18 protein-coding genes and 1 pseudogene are annotated in these 23,406 nt (G+C 73.1%); 10 read left to right on the top strand and 9 right to left on the bottom strand.

Features of this window, described 5'->3' with window-relative positions:
- The 3 genes from FNH09_RS29950 to FNH09_RS29940 form a co-directional block, all read left to right on the top strand.
- A partial coding sequence (locus FNH09_RS29950; RefSeq protein WP_152893038.1) for a S8/S53 family peptidase occupies nt 1-1,016 on the top strand: 1,016 nt, incomplete at its 5' end.
- 35 nt (nt 1,017-1,051) lie between these two features.
- Nucleotides 1,052-1,651: an RNA polymerase sigma factor gene (locus FNH09_RS29945; protein WP_238427185.1), complete on the top strand. Its 600-nt coding sequence runs from the start codon at nt 1,052-1,054 to the stop codon at nt 1,649-1,651.
- An 11-nt stretch (nt 1,652-1,662) separates the two neighbouring features.
- Nucleotides 1,663-2,205 carry a hypothetical protein gene (locus FNH09_RS29940; protein WP_152893036.1) on the top strand — a complete coding sequence of 181 codons (543 nt, stop codon included), beginning with the start codon at nt 1,663-1,665 and terminating at the stop codon, nt 2,203-2,205.
- Between the two features lie 46 nt (nt 2,206-2,251).
- Here the strand turns inward: FNH09_RS29940 and FNH09_RS29935 are convergent, their stop codons facing one another.
- On the bottom strand, nt 2,252-3,049 hold the full coding sequence (locus FNH09_RS29935; protein WP_152893035.1) for an N-formylglutamate amidohydrolase: 798 nt from the start codon (nt 3,047-3,049) through the stop codon (nt 2,252-2,254).
- Between the two features lie 80 nt (nt 3,050-3,129).
- Here FNH09_RS29935 and FNH09_RS29930 point away from each other — a divergent pair, with 80 nt between their 5' ends.
- The gene (locus FNH09_RS29930; protein WP_152893034.1) at nt 3,130-3,471 is read left to right on the top strand and encodes a DUF5713 family protein; all 342 of its coding nucleotides are present in this window, start codon (nt 3,130-3,132) and stop codon (nt 3,469-3,471) included.
- A 152-nt stretch (nt 3,472-3,623) separates the two neighbouring features.
- Here the strand turns inward: FNH09_RS29930 and FNH09_RS29925 are convergent, their stop codons facing one another.
- On the bottom strand, nt 3,624-5,843 hold the full coding sequence (locus FNH09_RS29925) for an NADP-dependent isocitrate dehydrogenase (protein ID WP_162469311.1): 2,220 nt from the start codon (nt 5,841-5,843) through the stop codon (nt 3,624-3,626).
- 197 nt (nt 5,844-6,040) lie between these two features.
- Between FNH09_RS29925 and FNH09_RS29920 the strand changes: the two are divergent.
- Nucleotides 6,041-7,557, top strand: a pseudogene (locus tag FNH09_RS29920) (M1 family metallopeptidase).
- A gap of 35 nt (nt 7,558-7,592) precedes the next feature.
- Here the strand turns inward: FNH09_RS29920 and FNH09_RS29915 are convergent.
- From FNH09_RS29915 to FNH09_RS29905, 3 genes are all read right to left on the bottom strand, one after another.
- Nucleotides 7,593-8,684, bottom strand: coding sequence for a mechanosensitive ion channel domain-containing protein (locus tag FNH09_RS29915; protein WP_162469310.1), 1,092 nt, complete (start codon nt 8,682-8,684; stop codon nt 7,593-7,595).
- Nucleotides 8,685-8,924: 240 nt separating this feature from the next.
- On the bottom strand, nt 8,925-10,517 hold the full coding sequence (locus FNH09_RS29910; protein WP_238427184.1) for an amino acid permease: 1,593 nt from the start codon (nt 10,515-10,517) through the stop codon (nt 8,925-8,927).
- A 40-nt stretch (nt 10,518-10,557) separates the two neighbouring features.
- Nucleotides 10,558-11,541 (bottom strand): hypothetical protein, encoded by a 984-nt coding sequence (locus FNH09_RS29905; RefSeq protein ID WP_152893032.1) that lies wholly within the window; start codon nt 11,539-11,541, stop codon nt 10,558-10,560.
- A gap of 301 nt (nt 11,542-11,842) precedes the next feature.
- Between FNH09_RS29905 and FNH09_RS29900 the strand changes: the two genes are divergently transcribed.
- The 3 genes from FNH09_RS29900 (at nt 11,843) to FNH09_RS29890 (ending at nt 16,152) form a co-directional block, all read left to right on the top strand.
- Nucleotides 11,843-13,282, top strand: a complete 1,440-nt coding sequence (locus FNH09_RS29900) for an FGGY family carbohydrate kinase (protein ID WP_152893031.1) — start codon at nt 11,843-11,845, stop codon at nt 13,280-13,282.
- A 154-nt stretch (nt 13,283-13,436) separates the two neighbouring features.
- The gene (locus tag FNH09_RS29895) at nt 13,437-14,840 is read left to right on the top strand and encodes an FAD-dependent oxidoreductase (protein ID WP_152893030.1); all 1,404 of its coding nucleotides are present in this window, start codon (nt 13,437-13,439) and stop codon (nt 14,838-14,840) included.
- Between the two features lie 73 nt (nt 14,841-14,913).
- Nucleotides 14,914-16,152, top strand: a complete 1,239-nt coding sequence (locus FNH09_RS29890) for an FAD-dependent oxidoreductase (protein ID WP_162469309.1) — start codon at nt 14,914-14,916, stop codon at nt 16,150-16,152.
- 83 nt (nt 16,153-16,235) lie between these two features.
- Here the strand turns inward: FNH09_RS29890 and FNH09_RS29885 are convergent, their stop codons facing one another.
- The gene (locus FNH09_RS29885; protein ID WP_152893028.1) at nt 16,236-17,000 is read right to left on the bottom strand and encodes a crotonase/enoyl-CoA hydratase family protein; all 765 of its coding nucleotides are present in this window, start codon (nt 16,998-17,000) and stop codon (nt 16,236-16,238) included.
- A gap of 114 nt (nt 17,001-17,114) precedes the next feature.
- Nucleotides 17,115-18,047, bottom strand: a complete 933-nt coding sequence (locus FNH09_RS29880; protein ID WP_162469308.1) for a lysylphosphatidylglycerol synthase domain-containing protein — start codon at nt 18,045-18,047, stop codon at nt 17,115-17,117.
- Between the two features lie 165 nt (nt 18,048-18,212).
- On the opposite strand from FNH09_RS29880, the gene FNH09_RS29875 reads away from it, so the two are divergent.
- Nucleotides 18,213-20,237, top strand: coding sequence for an ABC transporter ATP-binding protein (locus FNH09_RS29875; RefSeq protein WP_238427183.1), 2,025 nt, complete (start codon nt 18,213-18,215; stop codon nt 20,235-20,237).
- A gap of 139 nt (nt 20,238-20,376) precedes the next feature.
- Here the strand turns inward: FNH09_RS29875 and FNH09_RS29870 are convergent, their stop codons facing one another.
- Together FNH09_RS29870 and FNH09_RS29865 are read right to left on the bottom strand one after the other, a co-directional pair.
- Nucleotides 20,377-21,171: a class II aldolase/adducin family protein gene (locus tag FNH09_RS29870; RefSeq protein ID WP_162469307.1), complete on the bottom strand. Its 795-nt coding sequence runs from the start codon at nt 21,169-21,171 to the stop codon at nt 20,377-20,379.
- Entirely contained in the window at nt 21,168-22,175 is a 1,008-nt protein-coding gene (locus FNH09_RS29865) for an NAD(P)-dependent oxidoreductase (protein ID WP_162469306.1), read from the bottom strand. Before FNH09_RS29865 ends, FNH09_RS29870 begins: the two co-directional genes overlap by 4 nt.
- Nucleotides 22,176-22,396: 221 nt before the next feature.
- Between FNH09_RS29865 and FNH09_RS29860 the strand changes: the two genes are divergently transcribed.
- Nucleotides 22,397-23,341, top strand: a complete 945-nt coding sequence (locus FNH09_RS29860; protein WP_338017716.1) for an Lrp/AsnC family transcriptional regulator — start codon at nt 22,397-22,399, stop codon at nt 23,339-23,341.
- The last annotated feature ends 65 nt before the right edge of the window (nt 23,342-23,406 follow it).

Here is a 23,406-nt window from a genome sequence, read left to right as displayed (position 1 = left end):
CGCTCACCCAGCCGCCCAACCCCGCCCCGGCCGAGGGGACGTACGACCAGGGGAGCGCGGTCGGCGTGCTGGTGATCGACACCGGCCTGATGCACGACCACCGGTCCTACCCGCTGCTCGCCCACACCGACGGTGACCCGCAGCTCCAGGAGACCGACGAGCAGGGCGTCCTCCAGCAGTACGTGGGCCACGGCACGTTCATCGCCGGCCTGGTCGCCGCGGTCGCCCCCAACACCGACGTCACCGTACGGAACACGCTCAACGACGCGGGCGCCATCCTGGAGTCCGACTTCGGCGAGGCGCTCTTCGCGGCCGTCGACCGCGACGGCTGGCCCGACATCATCAGCCTCTCGGCCGGCACCAGCAACGGCCGCACCGACGGCCTGCTCGGCGTGGACGCCTTCATGCGCGAACTGCGCGACCAGCCGACCCTGTTGGTCGCGGCGGCCGGCAACAACTCCAGCGCCGCCCCGTTCTGGCCCGCCGCCTACGCCTCGCTGCCCGAGTACGCCGACACCGTCCTCTCGGTCGGAGCGCTGCGCGGGGACGGCGAGTTCGGGGCCTGCTTCACCAACCACGGCTCCTGGGTGCAGGTCTACGCCCCCGGCGAGCGCCTCACCAGTTCCTTCACCGGCTTCGACGCACCCGTCCCGTACGTGTACCGGCACTCCACGTACGACGCCTGCCGGTACGGCTTCACCTACGTCTGCACCTGCCAGTCGCCGCGCCACACCGGCCTGTTGAGCGAGGAGCGGGAGACCTCACCCGGCAAGGCCGACCAGGTGATGTTCGAGGGATTCGCGCACTGGAGCGGCACCTCCTTCGCCACCCCGGTCACCGCCGGACTGATCGCCTCACACATGACCGCCCACAAGGAGTCCGACCCGCGCGCGGCCCGCAGGCAACTCCTCGCGGCGAACACCGGGTTCGCCGAGGTGCGCGGGGCGCACGTACCGGCGCTGCGGCCGCCCACCTGGCGTCCGGTGCCGGTCGTGCAGCTCACGCCTCCCGCATGAGGGCCGGAGCTGTCCCCTCCACGGCGTACGATGACATGCCGTACACGAGGGGTGGGGCCGTGGATCGTTCAGATGTCGGCGCGCTCGTCCGGTCCGCCGTCGACGGTGACGCGGCGGCCTGGAAAGCGCTCGTGGAGGGGCTCAGCCCCCTGGTGTGGTCGGTGGTGCGCGCGCACCGGCTCTCCGATGCCGACGGACACGAGGTGTACCAGACCGTGTGGTTCCGCTTCGCCCAGAACCTGGGGCGGATCCGGGAACCGCACAAGGCCGGTTCCTGGCTGGCGAGCACGACACGGCACGAGAGCCTGAAGGTCATCAGGAGCTCGCAGCGGCTGATGCCCACTGACGATCCGCAGCTGCTCGACCGGGTCAGCGAGGACCGTACGCCGGAGCAGTCCGTGCTCGACTCGGAGGAGGCCGCCGCCGAGAGCGAGCGCATCCGGCGTGTGTGGCAGGAGTTTGAGGAACTCGGCGAGCGTTGCAGGCAGTTGCTGCGCGTCCTGATGGCCGCGCAGCCACCCAGTTATCAGGAGGTGTCCGCGGCACTGGGCATCGCCGTCGGCAGCATCGGACCGTTGCGCCAGCGCTGTCTGCGCCGGCTGCGGGCCCGACTCGACGCACGGGGAGCGCTGTGAACATGGGCGACATGAACGGCCTGAACGGCCTGTACGGGCACGACTTCGACGAGGACGGGTTCGACGACGGGGTGTCGGACGAGGAGCCGGAGGACGGTGCGGCGGACGGGTTCGACGACGGGCCGGACTGCGACCTGCTGGAAGAGGAACTCCGTCGGGCCGCCGCCGTCCTGGACCCGGTGCCGACGGAGCTGTACCGGATCGCGATGGAGGCGTTCTCGCTGCGCGACCTCGACGCCCGGATCGCCGAGCTGACCTTCGACTCGCTGACCGACGCCATCCCGGTCAGGGGCGTGCTGGACCCGCCGCGGATGCTGACGTTCAGCGCGGAGGGGCTGAGCGTCGATGTGGAGGTCACCTCCGAGGGGCTGATGGGGCAGGTGCTGCCTCCGCAGACGGCCCGGATCGAGGTGCTCAGCGGCCCGCGCACGGCCGCCCCGCTCACCGCGGACGACCTGGGCCGCTTCACCTGCGACGCGCCTCCCGCCGGTCCCTTCGCGCTGCGACTGCGGACCGGCGCCGAGGTGGTCGTCACGGAGTGGCTGCGCGCCTGAGCCCGGGACGGCAGGCGGGGGCCGGCCGTCCCGGCCGGGGCGCGGGTCAGCGGGGGACGGCGTCGACCAGGGCGGCCAGCGCCTCGGCGAGCCGGGTCAGGCCCGGCCCCGCCGGGCCGCCCGGCTCGGTCATGTACGTGTCCCGGCGGATCTCCACCATCAGGGCGCTCACCCGGGCGTCCTTGCCGTAGAACTCCAGCGGCACGTACGTCCCGGCGAACGGGCTGTCCAGCCCCGTACCCCCGCAGCCGGCGAAGGCCTCACGCGCCGCGGACAGCAGGGCGGGCGGGGTGTGGAAGGGGTCGGTGCCCAGGCAGACCGCCGGCCGCGGACCCTCGCCGTGCAGCTCGTAGGGAAGCGGCTCGGCCGGGTAGGAGTGCACGTCGACGATCACGGCCCGTCCGGTCACCGCCAGCCGGTCCGCCACCGCCTCCGTCATGGCCTGCGCGTACGGCCGGAAGTAGCGCTCGACCAGGGGCCCCGGGTCGGTGTCCGGGGCCCGCAGCGCCTCCCGGTGCGTGGTCCCGGTGTACACCGCTCCCATCCCCACCGCGAGCATCTCCTCCCGCTCGTCGGGGAACCGCTCCGGGTCGATCACCAGCCGGGAGAGCCGGTTGACGAACCGCCAGGGCGCCACCGCGGCCGACCGGGCCGCCTCGGCGGCGATCCGCGCGGTGTGCGCGTCGGTGATGTGGTCCAGCTCCCGCTCCAGCGCCGGGCCGTCGAGCAGGATCCCGGCGCGCACCGCGGGCGGTATCTCCCGCGCGGAGTGCGGCACATGCAGGATCACGGGCGACTCGTCGGCGCCGGACAGCAGCTCGAAGGACGGTGCGGCGGGCGGCATACGGCGGCTCCAGGGCGTTGTCAGTGGCGTGGTGCACGATCAAGGTGTCACATCGAACGCCGCGAAGGACGGGCAGCAGCATGCCGATCGACAACCAGCAGGTGACCGCACATCCGTTTCTGCGCGGGCTGTACAGCAGCGACTACTACCCCGATCACGTGGTGGACCTGGGCAGGGCGATCCTGCTGCGCCTGTGCGAGCGCATCGAGGCCGAGCGGCCCGCCGACCTGGACGCGCTGTACGTCCTGACCCAGGCCGCCACCGAGGAGTTCAACGACCTTCAGACGGCGTTCGAGGAGGCCGACAGCGAGATCGAGACCGTGGCCCGCGAGGTGATCGCCGAGGACTTCTGGTTCGTCGCCCGCGCCTACGGCTTCCCGGACGCGGACGTCGAGGAACTCATCGGCACCCGGGACTGGTGACCCGCCGCGACCGGGGGGTACGCGGACGCCCCGGCCGCGCCCGGCCGGACACGGCGGTGGCGGGCACGGCGGCGTCGGACACGGCTCCGCCCCGGCCGGGCAGGATGCCGACCGGGGCGGAGACGGGAACTTCGGGCCTGGGGCCCGGTGCGTCAGCCGATGGACGCGAGCGCCGCGTTCCAGGTGGCGGACGGGCGCATGACCGCGGCGGCCTTGGCCGGGTCGGGCTGGTAGTAGCCGCCGATGTCGGCCGGCTTGCCCTGGACGGCGTTCAGCTCGTCGACGATCTTCTGCTCGTCCGCGGCGAGGGACTCGGCCAGGGGGGCGAAGGCCTTCGCCAGGTCGGCGTCGTCGGTCTGCGCGGCCAGCTCCTGCGCCCAGTACAGGGACAGGAAGAAGTGGCTGCCGCGGTTGTCGATGCCGCCGACGCGACGGGTCGGGGACTTGTCCTCGTTGAGGAAGGTCGCCGTGGCGCGGTCGAGGGTGTCGGCGAGAACCTGGGCGCGGGTGTTGCCGGTGGCCGTCGCGTACTGCTCCAGGGACGGGACCAGCGCGAAGAACTCACCCAGCGAGTCCCAGCGCAGGTAGTCCTCCTTGACCAGCTGCTGGACGTGCTTCGGCGCGGAGCCGCCGGCGCCCGTCTCGAAGAGGCCGCCGCCCGCCATCAGCGGGACGACCGACAGCATCTTGGCGCTGGTGCCCAGCTCCAGGATCGGGAACAGGTCGGTGAGGTAGTCGCGCAGCACGTTGCCGGTGACGGAGATGGTGTCCTCGCCGCGGCGGATGCGCTCCACCGACAGCTTGGTCGCCTCGACGGGGCTGAGGATACGGATGTCCAGGCCCTCGATGTCGTGCTCCGGCAGGTACGCCTGGACCTTGGCGATCAGGTTGGCGTCGTGCGCGCGCGTCTCGTCCAGCCAGAACACGGCCGGGTTGCCGGTGGCGCGGGCGCGGGTGACGGCCAGCTTCACCCAGTCCTTGATGGGGGCGTCCTTGGTCTGGCAGGCGCGGAAGATGTCACCGGCGGAGACCGTCTGCTCGATCACCACGTTGCCGGCCTGGTCCACGAGGCGGACCGTGCCGGTGGTCTGGATCTCGAAGGTCTTGTCGTGGCTGCCGTACTCCTCGGCCTTCTGCGCCATCAGACCGACGTTCGGGACCGAGCCCATCGTCGACGGGTCGTAGGCGCCGTGGGCGCGGCAGTCCTCGATCACGGCCTGGTAGACACCGGCGTACGAGGAGTCCGGCAGCACCGCGAGGGTGTCGGCCTCCTGGCCGTCCGGGCCCCACATGTGGCCGGAGGTGCGGATCATGGCCGGCATCGAGGCGTCGACGATCACGTCGGACGGCACGTGCAGGTTGGTGATGCCCTTGTCGGAGTCGACCATGGCCAGCGCCGGGCCCTCGGCGAGCTCGGCGTCGAAGGACGCCTTGATCTCGGCGCCCTCGGGCAGGGACTCCAGGCCCTTGTAGATGCCGCCCAGACCGTCGTTCGGGGTCAGGCCGGCCGCGGCGAAGGTCTCGCCGTAGCGCGCGAAGGTCTTCGGGAAGAAGGCGCGCACCACGTGACCGAAGACGATCGGGTCGGAGACCTTCATCATCGTGGCCTTGAGGTGCACCGAGAACAGCACGCCGTCGGCCTTGGCCTGGGCGATCTGCGCGGTGAGGAACTCGCGCAGCGGCGCCACGTGCATGACGGAGGCGTCGACGACCTCGCCCGCGAGGACCGGTACCGACTCGCGCAGCACGGTGGTGGTGCCGTCGTCGCCGGCCAGCTCGATGCGCAGCGTGCCCGCCTCGGCGATCACGGCGGACTTCTCGGTGGAGCGGAAGTCGTCCACACCCATGGTGGCGACGTTCGTCTTCGAGTCGGCCGACCAGGCACCCATGCGGTGCGGGTGGGTCTTGGCGTAGTTCTTGACCGAGGCCGGGGCGCGGCGGTCGGAGTTGCCCTCGCGCAGGACCGGGTTCACGGCGGAGCCCTTGACCTTGTCGTAGCGGGCCTGGATCTCCCGCTCCTCGTCGGTCTTGGGGTCGTCCGGGTAGTCCGGCAGCGCGTAGCCCTGCGCCTGGAGCTCGGCGACCGCGGCCTTCAGCTGCGGGATCGACGCCGAGATGTTCGGCAGCTTGATGATGTTGGCCTCGGGCGTCTTGGCCAGCTCACCGAGCTCCGCCAGCGCGTCCGGGATGCGCTGGTCCTCGGCCAGGTACTCCGGGAACACGGCGATGATGCGCCCGGCCAGCGAGATGTCCCGTGTCTCCACGGTGACGCCCGCCTGAGAGGCGTACGCCTGGACCACCGGCAGGAAGGAATACGTCGCCAGGGCCGGGGCCTCGTCAGTGTGCGTATAGATGATGGTCGAGTCAGTCACCGGTGCTCCGCTCCACGTCTGCAACATTGCTCGACATCAAGATATCTCGTGAGCGGCCTCGGCTCGACAGGGGTCCGGCGGCTTCCGTGTCCCGGCGTGCAACCGAAGCGGCCGAATGTGTGGTCCAGGAAGTAGATCGTCTTCCGATCCCCACGACGGCCGGGCCGACCACCCGGCCGCCCGAATGAAGGCTGACCATGAGATATCGCACCCGAGTGACGGCCCCGGCGGCCGCACTGTTCGGCACCGCCGTCGCACTGACCGTGGGCGGCGGCGCCCACGCGGCTCCGAGACGCTCGGCGACCCCGTCTACCCGAGCCTGGGCAACGACGGCTACCGCGTCCACGCGTACCACCTCGACTTCACCTACGACGCCACCACCCGGCTGGTCGACGCCACGGCCACCCTGGAGCTGCGCACCACCCAGGCGCTGACCCGCTTCTCGCTGGACTGCCTCGGCCTGGACATACGCACCGTCCGGGTCGACGGCCGCGAGGCCGTGTTCGAGCAGGTGGACGAGAAGCTGCGGATCACGCCCGCCCGGCCGCTGCCCAAGGGCGTCGCCGGTACGGTCCGGGTGACGTACGGCGCCGATCCGCGCCGTATCGCGCAGCCGCTCACCGGCTGGGTCGTCACCCCGGACGGGTTCGCGGTGGCCGGCCAGCCCAACCTGGCCCACACCGTCTTCCCCTGCAACGACCACCCGTCGGACAAGGCGGACTTCACCTTCCGCGTCACCGTCCCCGCCGGTCTGAAGGGTGTCGCGAACGGCTCCCTGGTGTGCACCGAGAACCTGGCCGAGGGCCGGACCGCGTACACCTTCCGCTCCCGCTCGCCGATGGCCACCGAACTGGTGCAGATCACCGTCGGCGACTATGTGGTCAAGGAGCGGCAGGGACCGCACGGGCTGCCGCTGCGGGACGTCGTGCCGACCGCGCGGGCGGAGGCCCTGGAACCCGCGCTCGCCCTCACCCCGGGCCTGGTGGAGTGGCTGGAGGCCCGGCTGGGCGCCTACCCCTTCGAGACGTACGGGCTGCTGCCCTGCAACTCCGACGACCCGGCCGCCTTCGACTTCACCGGCCTGGAGACCCAGACCCTCACGCTGTACAAGCCGAACTACCTGCTCCAGCCGGAGCCCAAGATCGGCTCGCACATGATGCACGAGCTGGTCCACTCCTACTTCGGCAACCTCGTCTCCCCGGCCACCTGGGCGGACCTGTGGCTGAACGAGGGCCACGCCGACTTCTACGGCCTGCTGTACCGCTACGAGCGCGGCTGGCCGGACTCGCTGGGGCTGACCACGCTGGAAGCCCGGATGAAGGCGACCTACGCGCTCGGCGACCAGTGGCGCCACGACTCCGGCCCGGTGGCCGCGCCGAACGCGGCCAACCTCTTCGACAACCAGCGTTACGTGGGCGGCGTACTGGTGCTGTACGCGCTGCGCGAGCTCGTCGGCGAGGACGTCTTCCACGCGATCGAGATGGCCTTCCTGGCCCGGTACCGCAACTCCTCGGCGACGACGCAGGACTACATCGCCGTCGCCTCGGAGGTCTCGGGGCAGGACCTGTCCGGCTTCCTGCGGGACTGGCTCTACGGCACCGTCACCCCGCGGATGCCGAACCACCCCGACTGGACGGTCACGCCGGTGACCTCGTCCTTCGCCGTGCCGCGGCAGCGCACGGGCGGGCACCACGACAACTCGGCCACCCTCTGAGGCCTGGAGCTCCGAGCCGTCGAGGCTCGGAGCTCTCAGTCGTGCAGGGGGACCTCTCCCTGCACGGCCTCGTGGCTGCGCTGCTGCGGTATCACCACCGACCCCTGCTGCAACGCCACCGTCCGCGTCGGCGCCGGGATCCGGATGCCCTCCTCGCGGTAGCGGCGGTGCAGGCGCTTGATGAACTCGTGCTTGATCCGGTACTGGTCGCTGAACTCGCCGACGCCGAGGATCACCGTGAAGCCGATGCGCGAGTCGCCGAAGGTGTGGAAACGCACCGCGGGCTCGTGGTTCGGCAGCGCGCCGGCGACCCCGGTCATCACCTCGGCGACCACCTCGATGGTCACCCGCTCGACGTGCTCCAGATCGCTGTCGTAGGCGACACCGGCCTGCACCAGCACGGTCTGGTGCTGTTCGGGCCGGGTGTAGTTGGTCATGTTCGTCTTCGCCAGCTGCCCGTTGGGAATGACGACCAGGTTGTTGGAGAGCTGGCGCACGGTCGTCTGACGCCAGTTGATGTCGACGACGTAGCCCTCCTCACCGCTGGTCAGCCGGATGTAGTCACCGGGCTGGACGGTCTTGGACGCGAGGATGTGGATACCGGCGAAGAGGTTCGCCAGGGTGTCCTGGAGGGCGAGCGCCACCGCCAGACCGCCGACACCCAGGGCGGTGAGCATCGGGGCGATCGAGATGCCCAGCGTCTGGAGCACGACCAGGAAGCCGATCGCCAGCACCAGCACCCGGGTGATGTTGACGAAGATCGTGGCCGATCCGGCGACACCGGAGCGGGACTGGGTGACGGTGTGCACCAGCCCGGAGATCACCCGCGCCGCCGACAGCGTCACCACGAAGATGAGCAGCACGGTCAGGCACTGGTTGACGTGCCGCTGCACCGTGTGCGTCAGCGGCAGCACCGCCGCCGCGGCGGCCGCGCCGCCCGCGAGCGAGGCCCACGGCACGACCGTGCGCAGGGCGTCCACCATCACGTCGTCGCCGCTCCAGCGGGTGCGCTTGGCGTGCTTGGCCAGCCAGCGCAGCAGCGTGCGGCAGAGGAAGGCCCCCAGCAGACCCGCCGCCAGGGCGATCCCGGCGAGCATCAGGTCGTCGAGCGTCACCGCGCGGTTCACCGGCCGCCTCCGGAGGAGCGATCTGCGGCGTGAGCCGCCGCCGACGGCCTGATGTGAAGTCTCGTCACGTAGTCACCTGCTCGATTCCGGGAAGCGCGAACGCGCCGTCCGCGTCTTCCGCGCGGACGGCGCGATCGCTCATCCTGCCGCATCCGATAGGGCAGTTCGTACCGGACCCGAGGCAAGGGCGGGCAGCTCAGACCGATTTCGACGGCTGCCGGACCGTATGACCGACAGGCCTCAGACGATCCCCTCGGCCAGTTCGGCCTGCTCCCGGTCGGAGCCGTACGCGGCGGTCGTGGGCGTGCCGTACGAGCGGCGGGCGACGAACCACCACACGGTGGCGAGGACCAGGACCACGGCGAGGGCCACGGAGGCGTAGTTCATCGTGTCCACCGTCACCGGCGACGCCTGCGGCAGGCAGAACAGCACCGTCACACCGGCCACCCACACCACCGCGATCCAGCCGATCGGCTTGCTCCAGCGGCCCAGGTGCCAGGGACCCGGGCGGAACCGGTCGCCCGCGCGGAGCCGCAGCAGCACCGGTATCGCGTACGCGGGGGTGATGCCGATGACGTTGATGGCCGTGACCGCGCCGTACGCGGTCGCCGAGTACAGCGACGGCAGCGCCAGCAGAGCGGCGACCACCACCGACAGCCACACGGCGGCGACCGGGGTCTGGGTGCGGCTGCTGACCCGGCGCCAGATGTCGGACCCGGGCAGCGCGCCGTCGCGGCTGAACGCGAACACCATCCGGCTGGCGGCGGCGACCTCGGCGTTGCCGCAGAACAGCTGGGCGATGATCACGACGACGAGCAGCGCGCTCGCACCGTCCGTGCCGAGGCCGTCGAGCAGGATCTGCGCGGGCGGCACCCCGGTCGCGCTGTTGCGGGTGGCGTCGTAGTCCTGGATGGCGAAGGTGAGACCGGCCAGCAGCACGAAGCCCGCGATCCACGACACCCAGATGGAGCGGACGATGCCGCGGGCCGCAGACACCGAGGCGTTGGAGGTCTCCTCCGACAGGTGGGCCGAGGCGTCGTAGCCGCAGAACGTGTACTGGGCCAGCAGCAGACCGAGCGCGGCCGCGTACAGGGGGTTGTCCCAGCCGGTGTCGTTGACGAACTTGGTGAACACGAAGGACGGCGACTGGTGGTGGTCGGGGACGATCGCCAGCGCGCCGACGATCAGGGCGACGCCCGCCAGGTGCCACCAGACGCTGATGGAGTTGAGCACGCTGACCAGCTGGACGCCGAACAGGTTCAGCACGGCGTGCAGCAGCAGGATCGCGACGAAGATCAACATCGTCTTGCCGGGCGTCGGCTCGAAGCCCCACTGGAGGTTGGCGAAGGCGCCGGCGAACAGGGCGGCGCCGTAGTCGATACCGGCGATCGCACCGAGCAGACCGAGCAGATTCAGCCAGCCCGTGTACCAGCCCCAGCGGCGGCCGCCGAGCCGGTCGGCCATGTAGTACAGCGCGCCGGACGTCGGATACGCGCTGGTGACCTCGGCCAGCGCGAGCCCCACGCACAGCACGAACAGACCCACTCCGGCCCAGCCCCACAGCATCACGGCGGGCCCGCCGGTGCCCAGGCCGAAGCCGTACAGCGTCATGCAGCCGGACAGGATCGAGATCACCGAGAAGCTGATCGCGAAGTTGCCGAAGCCGCCCATGCGACGGGCCAGAACCGGCCGGTAGCCGAGCTCGCGCAGCCGCTGCTCCTCGTCGTGCGGGCTGCTCGGGCCGCTCGGCCCGTCCGACGCGTCCACGAGCGGACCGGCCACGGAACTCTCCTTCACCAGGGGCGGATCGGACGGATCAGAGGTGCGGGACATGCGTAACCTCCGGAAGAGACGGAAAAACAACGGGAGTGCGTCATTCGGGGTCGTGCGAGGCCGCCCGGGAACGCGTGCGGGCCTGGAGGAAGACCTCCATGGCCCGGCCGCCGTCCGGGGCGCGGTACGCCCAGGGCACAGGCGTGTAGTACGGCCCGATGGCATCGAACACCCGGGCCGCGTCCGGGAAACTGAGCGCGCCCCACAGGGCGTGCGCCAGATGGTTGAGGTCCTGCGGGGAACGCTGCTCGGGGACACTCGACTCGAACCAGGTCACCAGCGCCCGCCGCGCCTCGCGGCTGGCGTCCTCCGCCACCCAGTGCAGGTCGAGGGCGGCGTCGCGGCCACCGCCGCGCCGGTAGCGCTCGGCGCGCACGTACAGCGGCAGCAGATGCAGCGGGGAGCCCTGCGGTGCGGCCCCGGCGACCCGGTGGGCGTAGCCGGTCGCCTCCGCCAGCCGCTCCGAGGCCGCCCGCGTGTACAGGAACTGCACCATGCGGTGATGGGCCTCGCGGTTGTACGGGTCACGCCGGTCGGCCTCGGCCAGCAGCCCCCACGGGCCCGGCGGCAGCGTCGGCTCCGGCGCCGCCACCCGGTGCTCGTCCCACAGCAGCTGCCGGTCCAGCTGCGCCAGCGACAGCAGGCACACCCACGGGACCGGGTCCGCGGGCGCGCGGTCGGCGGCGGTACGGCTGGCGTCCCAGGCCTCGATCCACAGCTCGTGGGCGCGGCGGTGGCCCTCGCGGTGCGCCCGCAGGGCCCGCTCCACGGCCACCCGGCCGTGCATCACCGTGGCCGGGACGCTGGACGGCTCCTCGGCCAGCCAGGCACGCACCACGTCGCTGCCGGCGGCGGCCGCCGCCAGCACCTGGGTGCGCTGCGTCCACTGCCACCACTGGGCGGTGTCGTCGAGCAGCCCGCGCATCGACATCCAGCGTCCGGCGCGCAGCTCCTGGAGGGCGGCACGCAGCGCGGAATCGTGGCCTGCGGGGTCGTAGGAGGGTCGGGCTCCCTCTCTGGCCATCAGCCGACCGCCCCGGGACGGGGGCGGGGCATGACGGCAGGGTGGAGTAACAACAGCCCTCCTCTGGGCGGCAGTCGAGGAGATCTCGCCGGGACGGCGGTCACTATAGAGGTGCTTGTTAGGCATCACCGCCGGATTCCGGTTGGTCTCGAACTTCGTTATCTACGCGGTTAGTTGACTGTCCCTCAGTCAACGAAGAATGACCTGGGACGGCAGGTCGGCGCCGCTTGACGCGGTACCGGCGACAACGGCAGGCTGTCGGGCTGTGATCACCTCCGGATCACCTGCGGAAGAGGTGTAGATGACAGGTCCGGTACTCGCCGTCGACCAGGGCACGTCCGGCACCAAGGCGCTGGTGGTCTGTCCCGAACGTGGCGTCATCGGCACCGGGTTCACGGCCGTGCATCCCCGCCATCTGCCCGGTGGCCTGGTCGAGGTCGACCCGGGCGAGCTGTATGCCTCGGTGGTCGAGGCCGGTACCCGCGCGCTGGCCGAGGCGGGCGAACCCGTCATCGCGGTGGGTCTCGCCAACCAGGGCGAGACGGTGCTCGCCTGGGACCCCGCCGACGGCCGCCCGCTGACCGACGCGCTCGTCTGGCAGGACCGCCGCGCCCAGAGCGTGTGCGCCGAACTGGCCGAACACTCGGATGAGTTACGTCACCTCACCGGTCTGCCGCTCGATCCCTATTTCGCCGCGCCCAAAATGGCCTGGATACGACGCCACCTCACCCGCGAGGGAGTGGTGACCACCAGCGACGCGTGGCTCGTGCACCGCCTCACCGGCCGCTGTGTCACCGACGCGGCGACCGCCGGGCGCACCCAGCTCCTCGACCTCGACCAGACCGGCTGGTCGCCCCGCGCCCTCGACCTGTACGGGCTGTCCGGCGAACGGCTGCCCGACATCGTCGACAACGCCGCGCCCGTCGGCACCACCACCGCCTTCGGTCCCGAGATCCCGCTCACCGGGCTCGTGGTCGACCAGCAGGCCGCCCTGCTCGCCCAGCGCGTCACCGCGCCCGGCGGCGCCAAGTGCACCTACGGCACCGGCGCGTTCCTCCTCGCCCACACCGGCGACATCCCGATGCGCGGCACCTCGGGACTGGTCAGCTGCGTCGCCTGGCGGCTCGGCGGCCGGACCGCCTACTGCCTCGACGGCCAGGTCTACACGGCCGCCTCCGCCGTCCGCTGGCTCACCGACCTCGGCGTCATCACCGGCGCCACCGACCTCGACCGGGTCGGCGGCACCGCCTTCGACAGCGGCGGCGTCACCTTCGTACCGGCGCTGGCCGGCCTCGCCGCCCCCTGGTGGCGCGGCGACGTCCGCGGCTCGCTCACCGGGCTCGGCCTCGACACCGGCCCCGGGCACGTGGTGCACGCGCTGTGCGAAGGCCTCGCCGCCCAGGTGGCCGAACTCGCCGAGGCCGCCGCGGCCGACCAGGGCGTCCCGCTGTCCGAACTGCGCGTCGACGGCGGTCTGACCCGCTCCGCGCTGCTCATGCAGACCCAGGCCGACCTGCTGCAACGCCCCGTCGAGGTGTCCGCGTTGCCCGACGCGACCGCCCTGGGCACCGGCGCCCTGGCCCTGCTCGGAGCCGTCCCGGGGACGACGGTCGCCGACGCCCTGCCGGAGTGGAAGCCCGCGGCCGTCTACGAGCCGCGCATCTCGCCCGACCAGGCGGCCGAACGCCGCGCCACCTTCCGCGCGGCGGTGGCCGCCCTGCTCGACGCGGCGCCCGTATGACGCGCCGACGGGGCGCCCGTGTGACGCGTCGACAGGGCACCCGTGCGATGTCCCGGGCGGCCGGGGCCCGCCCGGCCACGGCCACGGCTCCGGGCGGGCGGCCCCCGGCCGGTACGCCTGTACGCCGACGCACGTCCCCGTCCCGGACGCGCGGATGACCGTCACCGCGCACGGGCCCCTGCCCGCGACGACCTACGACGTGGCGGTCGTCGGCGCCGGAGTCGTCGGCTGCGCGATCGCGCGGGAACTCGCCCGCCGGCCCGGGCTGCGCGTCGCGCTCGTCGAGGCGCAGGACGACGTCGGCCAGGGCAGCTCCAAGGCCAACACGGCCATCCTGCACACCGGTTTCGACGCCGTCCCCGGCTCCCTGGAGGCCCGCCTGGTCCGCGAGGGCGCCCGGCTGCTGGCCGCGTACGCCGCCGAGTGCGGCATCCCCGTCGAACCCGTCGGCGCGCTGCTCGTCGCCTGGGACGAGGAACAGCTCGCCGCGCTGCCCCGCCTCGCGGACAAGGCCGTGCGCAACGGCTACCACGACGCCCAACACCTGGATCCCGCCGCGCTGTACGCCCGCGAACCGCGCCTGGGCCCCGGCGCCCTGGGCGCCCTGCACATACCCGGCGAGAGCATCGTCTGCCCCTGGACGACGACCCTCGCCTACGCCACCCAGGCGGTCCGCAACGGAGTCGACCTGCATCTCAACTCACCCGTGGAGACGGCGAGTCGGCAGGACGGCACTCATGTCCTCGGCACCGCGAGGGGCGAACTGCGCGCCCGTCGGCTGGTCAACGCGGCCGGGCTGCACGCCGACACCCTCGACCGGCGGCTCGGCCGGCACGACTTCACCGTCACCCCGCGCCGGGGCCAGCTCCTCGTGTTCGACAAGTCCGCCCGTGACCTGGTCCGGCACATCCTGCTGCCCGTCCCCACCGCGCTCGGCAAGGGCGTCCTGATCGCCCCCACCGTCTACGGCAACGTCCTGCTCGGCCCCACCGCGGAGGACCTGCACGACCGACGGGCCACCGAGTCCACCGCCGAGGGCCTCGCCCACCTGCGCGAGAAGGGCGGCCGCATCCTGCCCGAGCTGCTGGACGAGGAGGTCACCGCCGTCTACGCGGGCCTGCGCGCCGCCACCGAGCACGAGGACTACCGCATCCGCGCCCACCCCGGGCAGGCGTACGTCACCGTGGGCGGCATCCGCTCCACCGGGCTGACCGCGTCCCTCGCCATCGCCGAGCACGTCGTCGGCCTGCTCACCGCCGACGGACTCGACGCGGCCCCGGCCCGGGACCTGGAACCGGTCCGCATGCCCAACCTCGGCGAGGCGTTCCCCCGCCCCTACCAACGGGCCGAACTCATCGCCGCCGACCCGGAGTACGGCCGTCTCGTCTGCCACTGCGAACGCGTCTCCCGCGGCGAGATCCGTGACGCGCTCGCCGCCACCGTCCCCGCGCGCACCCTGGAGGGACTGCGCCGCAGAACCCGGGCCAGGGCAGGCCGCTGCCAGGGCTTCTACTGCGGGGCGGCGGTACGGGCACTGTTCGAGGAGGGACGGACGTGACGGCCGTACGGGCATCGGTACGAGGAGGCCGGGACATGACGGCCGCACGGGCATGCTTCGAGGAGGCCGGGACGTGACGGCCGTACGCCGGGTCGACGTCCTCGTCGTCGGGGCCGGTCCGGCCGGACTGGCGACGGCCGCCCGGCTGGCCGCGGCGGGCGCGGGCCGGGTCGAGGTACTGGACCGGGAGCGGCAGGCCGGGGGAGTGCCCCGGCACTGCGCCCACGGCGGCTACGGCACCTGGCTGCACCCGCTGACCGGCCCCGGGTACGCCCGGCTGCTGCTCGACGCGGCGGACCGGGCCGGGGCGAGCGTCCGTACCGGTGTGACCGCCCTCGACTGGGCCGGACCGCTGTCCCTGCACACCGTCGGCCCGCACGGACCGGAGACGATCGAGGCCCGCGCGGTCGTCCTGGCCACCGGGGCCCGCGAACGGCCGCGCGCCGCCCGGCTGGTGCCCGGCACCCGCCCGGCCGGCGTCTACACCACCGGCGAACTCCAGCAGTCGGTGCACCTGTACCGGCAGCACATCGGCGCCCGCGCGTTGGTCGTCGGCGCCGAGGACGTCTCGTACGCGGCGGCCGACACCCTGAGGGCCGCCGGAGTCGCCGTGGTGGCCATGGTGACCGAACTGCCCCGCGCCCAGGCGGCACCCGCGCGGGCCGCGGACACCCGGCTGCGGCACCGCGTCCCGCTGCTGACCGGCACCTCGGTGACCGAACTCGTCGGCCGCGGGCGGCTGTCCGGCGTCCGGGTCCGCCACCGCGACGGCCGCACGGCCACGCTCGCCTGCGACACCGTCGTCTTCACCGGCGACTTCGTCCCCGACCACGAACTGGCCCGGCGCGGCGGGCTGTCGCTGGACCCCGGCACCCGCGGCCCCGCCGTCGACGGCGGCCTGCGCACCTCGCGGCCCGGCGTCTTCGCCGCGGGCAGCGTGCTGCACGCCGTGGAGAGCGCGGCGACGGCCGCCCGCGAGGGCGCGTACGCGGGCCGCACGGTCCGGGACTGGCTCGCCACGGGCGGCTGGCCCGACGGCGTCCCGCTGCTGGTGGACCCGCCGTTGCGCTGGATCGCCCCGAACCGGGTCGTCCCGGCCGACGGCGGCCGGGGCGAGCGCGGCCCGTACGTCCTGCGCACCTCGGTCGTGGTCGCCCGCCCGGTGCTGCGCGTCAGCCAGGACGACCGGCTCCTGCACACCGAACGCCCGCGCACCCGTACCGCCGTGCCCCACCGCACCCTGACCCTGGCCGCCCACTGGACCGGACGGGTCGATCCGAAGGGCGGCCCGGTACGGGTGGCACTCGGCTGACCGCGGCACCTGCCTGACCGCCCGCGACAGCGCTCACGTGGCGGGTCCGCCGTCCGGCGGGCCTGCCGGTCCGGCGGGTGCCCTCAGAGGTCCCCGAACGCCCCGTGCCGCCCAGCGCCCCGCACGAACCGGGCCGCGCCCTCCAGCCCCTCGGCCAGCACGCCCATGCCGTGGCGCAGCTCGCCCCGGATCGCCGCCGCCTCGTCCAGGCCCTCCTGGTCCAGGACCGAGGCCCGGTCGGAGCGCAGACACGCCTGCGGGTAGAGGGCGATCGTCGCGGCCAGTTCCTCGGCCTCGGCGCGGGCGGTGCCGGTGGCGACCACCCGGTTCGCCAGCCCCATCCCGTAGGCCTCCCGGGCCGGGACCGGGCGGCCGGTCAGGATCATGTCCAGGGCGCGGCTGGTGCCGATCAGCCGGGGCAGCCGTACCGTGCCGCCGTCGACGAGGGGCACGCCCCAGCGGCGGCAGAACACCCCGAAGACGGCGTCCTCCTCGGCGACCCGCAGATCGCACCAGAGCGCCAGTTCCAGCCCCCCGGCCACGGCGTGCCCGGCGACGGCGGCGATCACCGGCTTGGACAGCCGCATCCGGGTCGGCCCCATCGGGCCGTCGCCGTCCTCGGCGACCCGGTTGCCGTGCTCGCCGCCCGCCGCCTTGAGGTCGGCGCCCGCGCAGAACGTACCGCCCTCGCCCCAGAGCACCGCCACCCGCGCCTCGTCGTCCGCCTCGAACTCACGGAAGGCGGCGGCCAGTTCGGCGGCCGTGGGGCCGTCCACCGCATTGCGGGCCTCGGGGCGGGAGAGCACGACGGTCGTGACGTGTCCTCGGCGCTCTGTCCGGATCGGCATGCTGGAATCCCCTTCCGTACGACGGACTCGCCGCATCGGTCGGGTCCGTCGAGTTCGCTGGGGCGAGTCTCGCAGGAGCGCCCCGCGCTCGGCCGGGCCCGGGTCCCACCGAGGTCAGATCACCTTCAGCCGCACCAGCGCGCCGAGCGTCAGCGCCCCCGGCAGCAGCGGCACCCACACGGTGATGATCCGGTACGCGAGGACCACCGCCGTGGTCACCGCCACCGGGCCGCCCGCCGCCACCAGGGCCACGATCAGGGCCGCGTCGACGGAGCCGAGCCCGCCCGGGGTGGGCACCAGCGCCACGGCGACGGTCGCCGCGAGATAGGCCACCGCGATGTGCGCGGGCGGCACCGGCAGTCCGAGCGCCTGCCCGACCGCCGCCAGACCGGTGGCCTGGAGCGCCGGGAACGCCAGCGAACCGCCCCAAAGGGCGAACGCCCGCGCCGGACGGGCGTGCACCGAGCGTGCCTCGCCGAGCGCGGTGCGCAGGAAGGAGAGCACGGCGTCGCGCAGTCGGCGTACCGCCGCGAGCACGACCGCGGCCACCGCCACGACGCCGCCGACGGCCCACAGCAGGGGCCCGAGTGCCCCGTGCGGCAGCAGCGTGCCGAGCCGCAGCGCGTGCGGGAAGGCGAGCAGCAGCGCGGCCAGCAGACCCACCCGTCCCACGCTCTCGGCGAGCAGATACAGCGCGAGGGCGGCCGAGGACCGGGCCAGCGGCACCCCGCAGACCGTCATGAAGCGCAGGTTCACGGCGCTCGCGCCCAGCCCGGTGGGCAGCAGGTGGTTGGCCGCGCCCGCGGCGAACTGGGTGACGAGCAGCCGCCGCCTGGGCAGCCGTTCGACGACCGCGCCCTGACGGGTGAAGGCCGCGGCCACCCAGGTCAGACAGGTCGCCCCGGCCGCGGCCAGCAGCCAGGGCCACTCGGCGCCGCGCAGGTGGCCGATGCCCTCGGCCAGCACGGAGCGGTGCTGCACCGCGACCACGCCGAGCAGCAGCAGCGGAAGCAGGCAGAGAATCTGGCGGACGGGGACGCGGCTCACATTGCGAGAGGCTTTCCGCACCACGTCAACGACGGGTTGCGGCTGCGCGGACGGCGGCTTACGGACGGGCAGCGGCTGGGGGGAAAGGGTCATCGGTTCCTTCGTCTGCGGGAATTCCGGACGGACATTGACCTCAACGAAGCTTGAGGTCCTAGGTTCTGTCTCATGAGCATGGAAACCACCGCATGGACGCAGCTGTACAGCGTCATGAACGCCCGGCCGGAACGCCGCCCCTACGACCGCGCGACCCTGCGCCGCATCGGCGCGTTCGCCCGCCCGCACCGGCGCCGTATCGCGCTGTTCGTCGTCCTCGGGGTGGTGACCGCACTGACCGCCGTGGCGACGCCGGTCCTGGCCGGCCACGTCGTGGACGCGATCGTGTCGCACGGGGAGCCGCGCACGGTCGTACGGCTCGCCCTGCTCATCGCGCTCATCGCGGTGCTGGAGGCGGCGCTCGGCATCTTCGGCAGGCGGCTGTCGGCGATGCTCGGCGAGGGGCTCATCCTCGATCTCCGTACGGCGGTGTTCGATCATGTGCAGCGGATGCCGGTCGCGTTCTTCACACGCACTCGTACGGGAGCGCTCGTCTCCCGTCTCAACAACGACGTGATCGGCGCCCAGCGCGCGTTCAGCAACACCCTCTCCGGAGTCGTCACCAACCTGGTCACGCTGCTGCTCACGCTCGCCGTCATGCTGACCCTGTCCTGGCAGATCACCCTGCTCGCCCTGGTGCTGCTCCCGGTGTTCGTGGTGCCGGCCCGGCGCATGGGCAGCCGGATGGCCGGGATGCAGCGGGAGGCGGCCACCCTCAACGCGGCGATGGGCACCCGGATGACGGAACGCTTCTCCGCCCCGGGCGCCACCCTGGTCAAGCTGTTCGGCCGGCCCGAGGAGGAGTCGCAGGAGTTCGCCGTCCGCGCCGGTCACGTGCGGGACATCGGGGTGCGCACGGCGACGGCCCAGTCGGTGTTCATGACGGCCCTGACCCTGGTCTCCGCCCTGGCCCTGGCCCTGGTCTACGGCCTCGGCGGCTGGTTCGCCCTGCGCGGCACCCTGGAACCCGGCGCGGTCGTCTCCCTCGCCCTGCTGCTGACCCGCCTCTACGCCCCGCTCACCTCGCTGGCCGGAGCCCGGGTCGAGGTGATGAGCGCGCTCGTCAGCTTCGAGCGGGTCTTCGAGGTGCTCGACCTCAAGCCGCTCATCGAGGAGAAGGCGGACGCCCGCCGGGTGCCCGACGGGCCGGTGGCCGTCGAGTTCGACGACGTCCGCTTCGGCTACCCGTCCGCCGACAAGGTCTCCCTCGCCTCCCTGGAGGAGGTCGCCTCCCTCGACACCCGCGGCGGCGCCGAGGTGCTGCGCGGCGTCTCCTTCCGCGCCGAGCCCGGTCAGACCATCGCCCTGGTCGGCTCCTCCGGCGCTGGCAAGTCCACCATCGCCCAGCTCCTGCCGCGCCTCTACGACGTCGACGAGGGCGCCGTACGCGTCGGCGGCGTCGACGTACGCGACCTCACCGCCGCCTCGCTGCGCGAGACCCTGGGCATGGTCACCCAGGACGGCCACCTGTTCCACGACTCGGTCCGGGCCAACCTCCTGCTGGCCCGCCCCGGCGCCGGCGAGGACGAACTGTGGGACGCGCTGCGCCGGGCCCGGCTGGACACCCTCGTACGCTCGCTGCCCGACGGCCTCGACACGGTCGTCGGGGAACGCGGCTACCGGCTCTCCGGCGGCGAACGCCAGCGCATGACCATCGCCCGGCTGCTGCTGGCCCGCCAGCGCGTCGTGATCCTCGACGAGGCCACCGCCCATCTCGACAACACCTCGGAGGCGGCGGTCCAGGAAGCACTCACCGAGGCCCTGGCCGACCGCACCGCGATCGTGATCGCCCACCGGCTGTCCACCGTGCGCGCCGCGGACCAGATCCTGGTGGTCGAGGCGGGACGGGTCGTCGAGCGCGGCACCCACGGAGAACTCCTGGCGGCCGAGGGCCGGTACGCGCAGCTGTACCGCACCCAGTTCGCGGACGGGTCGGCGGCCGCGGCCGCGGACGCCGCTCCGGCGGACTCGGCTGCCGCGGACGCGGTCCCCGCCGGTTCCGCCGCCACGGGCACCGGCCCCGCCGACTCCGCCGCGGCGGGTGCCACCGGGACGCCCGGTGGACACGGGCCGCTCTCCGCCGCTCCCGTCGGCTGACCGCGCCCCGGCGTCCGGCCGGGGCGCGGAGAGTTGTCCGTGCACGTATGCGTATGTATACGGCGAGGGCCGGACCGGCGGGTGACGGTCCGGCCCTCGCCGCGTACGGCGCGCGCTCGCGCCAGGTCCCTGAACGAGGTCAGTCCTTGTAGTCGGGTGCGATGCGCTCGACCAGGCGCAGCAGCGCGGCCCAGGCGAGGTCGTAGGCATCGTGGTCCTCGAAGTCGGAGGCGGCCTCGCCGGAGAGCTGCCGGGCGGTGTACTCGCAGACCTGCTCCGAGGGCAGGATCAGCGGGGCGCCGCCGGCCTGGGCGGTGACCTGGATCTCGCAGGCCTTCTCCAGGTAGTACATGCGCAGGAACGCCTGCTTGGCGCTGTCTCCGACGGTCAGCAGACCGTGGTTGCGCAGGATCAGCGCCGGGTGGGTGCCGAGGTCGTCGACCAGGCGTTCCTGCTCCTCGAGGTTGAGGGCGACGCCCTCGTAGTCGTGGTAGCCGACGCGGTTGTGGAACTCCATCGACATCTGGTTCACCGGCAGCAGACCGCCCTGCTGGGCGGCGACGGCGCAGCCCGCCTTGGTGTGGGTGTGCAGCACGCAGTGGGCGTCGGGGCGCGCCTTGTGGATCGCGCTGTGGATCACGAAGCCGGCCGGGTTGACCGGGTGCGGGCTCGGCTCGACGGCGTTGCCGTCCAGGTCGATCTTGACCAGGTCGGAGGCGGTGATCTCCTCGAAGAGCAGGCCGTAGGGGTTGATGAGGAAGTGGTGGTCCGGGCCGGGCAGCCGCTGCGAGATGTGGGTGAAGATCAGGTCGGTCATGCGGAAGTGCGCGACCAGGCGGTACACGGCGGCGAGTTCGCGCCGCAGGCGCAGCTCCTCCGCGGCCGCGGAGGCGTCGGTGCCGCCCGTGACGGGGGCGGTGAGGGTGTCGGTCACGCGGATGCTCCTTGGGTGTGGCGGGGTGAGGCGGCGGAGGCCGGGACCGTTTCCGGGACGACGACGGGCGTGTGCGGGAGGCCGGTGGTCCACCAGGCGATGACGTTGCGCGCGGGCTCGGTGGCGTAGGCGCGCAGCGAGGCGTCGGAGAGAAAGGCGCTGTGCGGCGAGAGCAGCAGCCGCGGGTGGCTGCGCAGCGGGTCGTCGGCGGCCGGCGGCTCGACCGGGAACACGTCGAGCGCGGCACCGGCGAGTCGCCCGCTGTCGAGCGCGGCGAGCAGGGCGGCGGGGTCGACCAGGTCGCCGCGGGAGACGTTGACGAGAACGGCGCCGGGGCGGGTGCGGGCGAGCAGCGCGGCGTCGACGATGCCCCGGGTCTGCGAGGTCGACGCGGTGTGCAGGGACAGGACGTCGGCGCTCGCGACGAGGGTGTCCAGGTCGACCCGCTCGACGCCCGTGGGCCAGTCGGCGGTGTGCGGGTCGTGGGCGACGACGCGGCCGAAGACGGGCGCGGCGAGGCGGGCGAGGGCGCGGGCGATCCGGCCGAAGCCGAACAGGCCGAGCGTCATCTCGCTCGCGCGGCGCGGCACTTCGGTGAAGTCGGTGTTCCAGCCGCCGGCGCGGACCACGGCGTCGGCCTGTGGCAGCCGCCGGGTCAGGGCGAGCGCCGAGGCGAGGGCGTGCACCGCGACCTCCTCGGTGGCCGAGCCGGGCAGGTTCGTCACCCACAGGCCTCGGCGGGCGGCCTCGACGGTGTCGATCATGTCGTAGCCCGCGGACATGGTCGCGAGGATCCGCAGCCGGGGCATCCGGTCCAGCAGGGCCGCGTCGATCCGCGCGTAGCCGACGATCAGCGCGTCGGCGTCCCGGGCGGCTCCGGCGATCGCCTCCGGGTCGCGGCTGCCGACGACCTTGACGTCGAAGCCGGCCTCGGTCAGCAGGGCCACGCCGGGCTCGGGATCCAGTTCCTCGGTATCGGTGATCACGACGACAGGTCGCGGCACGCCGTCCTCCAAGAATGATTCGGTTGCCTTGCGGGTAGTGAAGTTACGTTTCGACTGCGTTCCTTGTCCAGCCCGGACGAGATGGTTGTGGATGTCGGTCCGGCGCCGAGGTGTCGAGCGGCCGAGTCCCCGCCGTCGGGGCGGCGGGCGGGCTGGCCGAGAATGGGCGGCGTCCGGGCCGTGGGTCCGGCGGCGGTTCCGACCACGGAGGAGATCAGCAGGTGGAGCGGGTGGAGCAGGTCGGCCAGGCGGGGCCGGTGGAGCAGGTGGCGCTCGACGACACCGATCTGGCGATCGTGCGCGAGCTGCAGACCGACGGGCGGCTGACCTACGAGACGCTGGCGCAGCGGGTGGGCCTGTCCCGTCCGGCCGCCCGGATGCGCGCCCAGCGGCTTCAGGAGTCCGGTGCCGTGCGGGTCGTGGCCATCGTGCACCCGGCCGTGCGCAGTCTGTCCGCCTCCGCCCATCTGGCCATCGACACACGCGGCGCCGCCGCCCCGGTGGCGCGCGAGATCGCCACTCTTCCGCAGGCGCCGTTCGTCACCCTGACCAGCGGGCGGCGGGCCATCATGACGGAGTTGCGCACGGCGGGCTTCGGCGAGCTGGAGCGGACCATCGAGCACATCCGGGCGCTGCCGGGCGTGCGCACCGTCGACCCGCTGATCGCGACCCGGCACGTGAAGGACCCGTACTTGCTGGCCGAGGAGCCGACCGTCGCGCTGCAGGACGCGCTGGACGAACGGATCCTCGCCGCGCTGGAGGAGGACGGGCGGCTTCCGTTCGCCGAGCTGGCGGGCCGTGTCGGCCTGTCGCCGGGGGCGACCCGCTCACGCACCCTGCGACTGCTCGACGGCGGGGTGGCCAAGGTCGTCGCGCTGGTGCGGCCCGACGTGCTCGGCATGGGCTACCTGTGCGGCTTCAGCCTGCGGGTGGCCGGGGAAGCGGCGGCCGTGGCGGAGCGGATCGCCGGGCTCGCGCGGGTGACGTTCCTGTCGACCTGCCTGGGCCGCGCCGAACTCGTCGGCACGATCACCGCGGAATCCTTCGGCGCGGTGCGCGCCACGCTGGAGGAGATGCGCGCGCTGCCCGCGGTGCGCGAGGTGGAGAGCTGGCTCCACCTGGAACTGATCAAGGAGCGGTACGACCTGGGGCCGCGCACGGCCTGACGGCACCGCGTGGCGCGCCCGGCGACTCGGGGCGGGGAATCGGGGGTGCGGGCCCGAGGGTGCGG

The organism is Streptomyces adustus, assembly GCF_009377175.1.
Lineage (GTDB): Bacteria > Actinomycetota > Actinomycetes > Streptomycetales > Streptomycetaceae > Streptomyces > Streptomyces adustus.
Note: the sequence above shows the minus strand (reverse complement) of the source record. Positions and strands in the feature narration are given on the sequence as shown.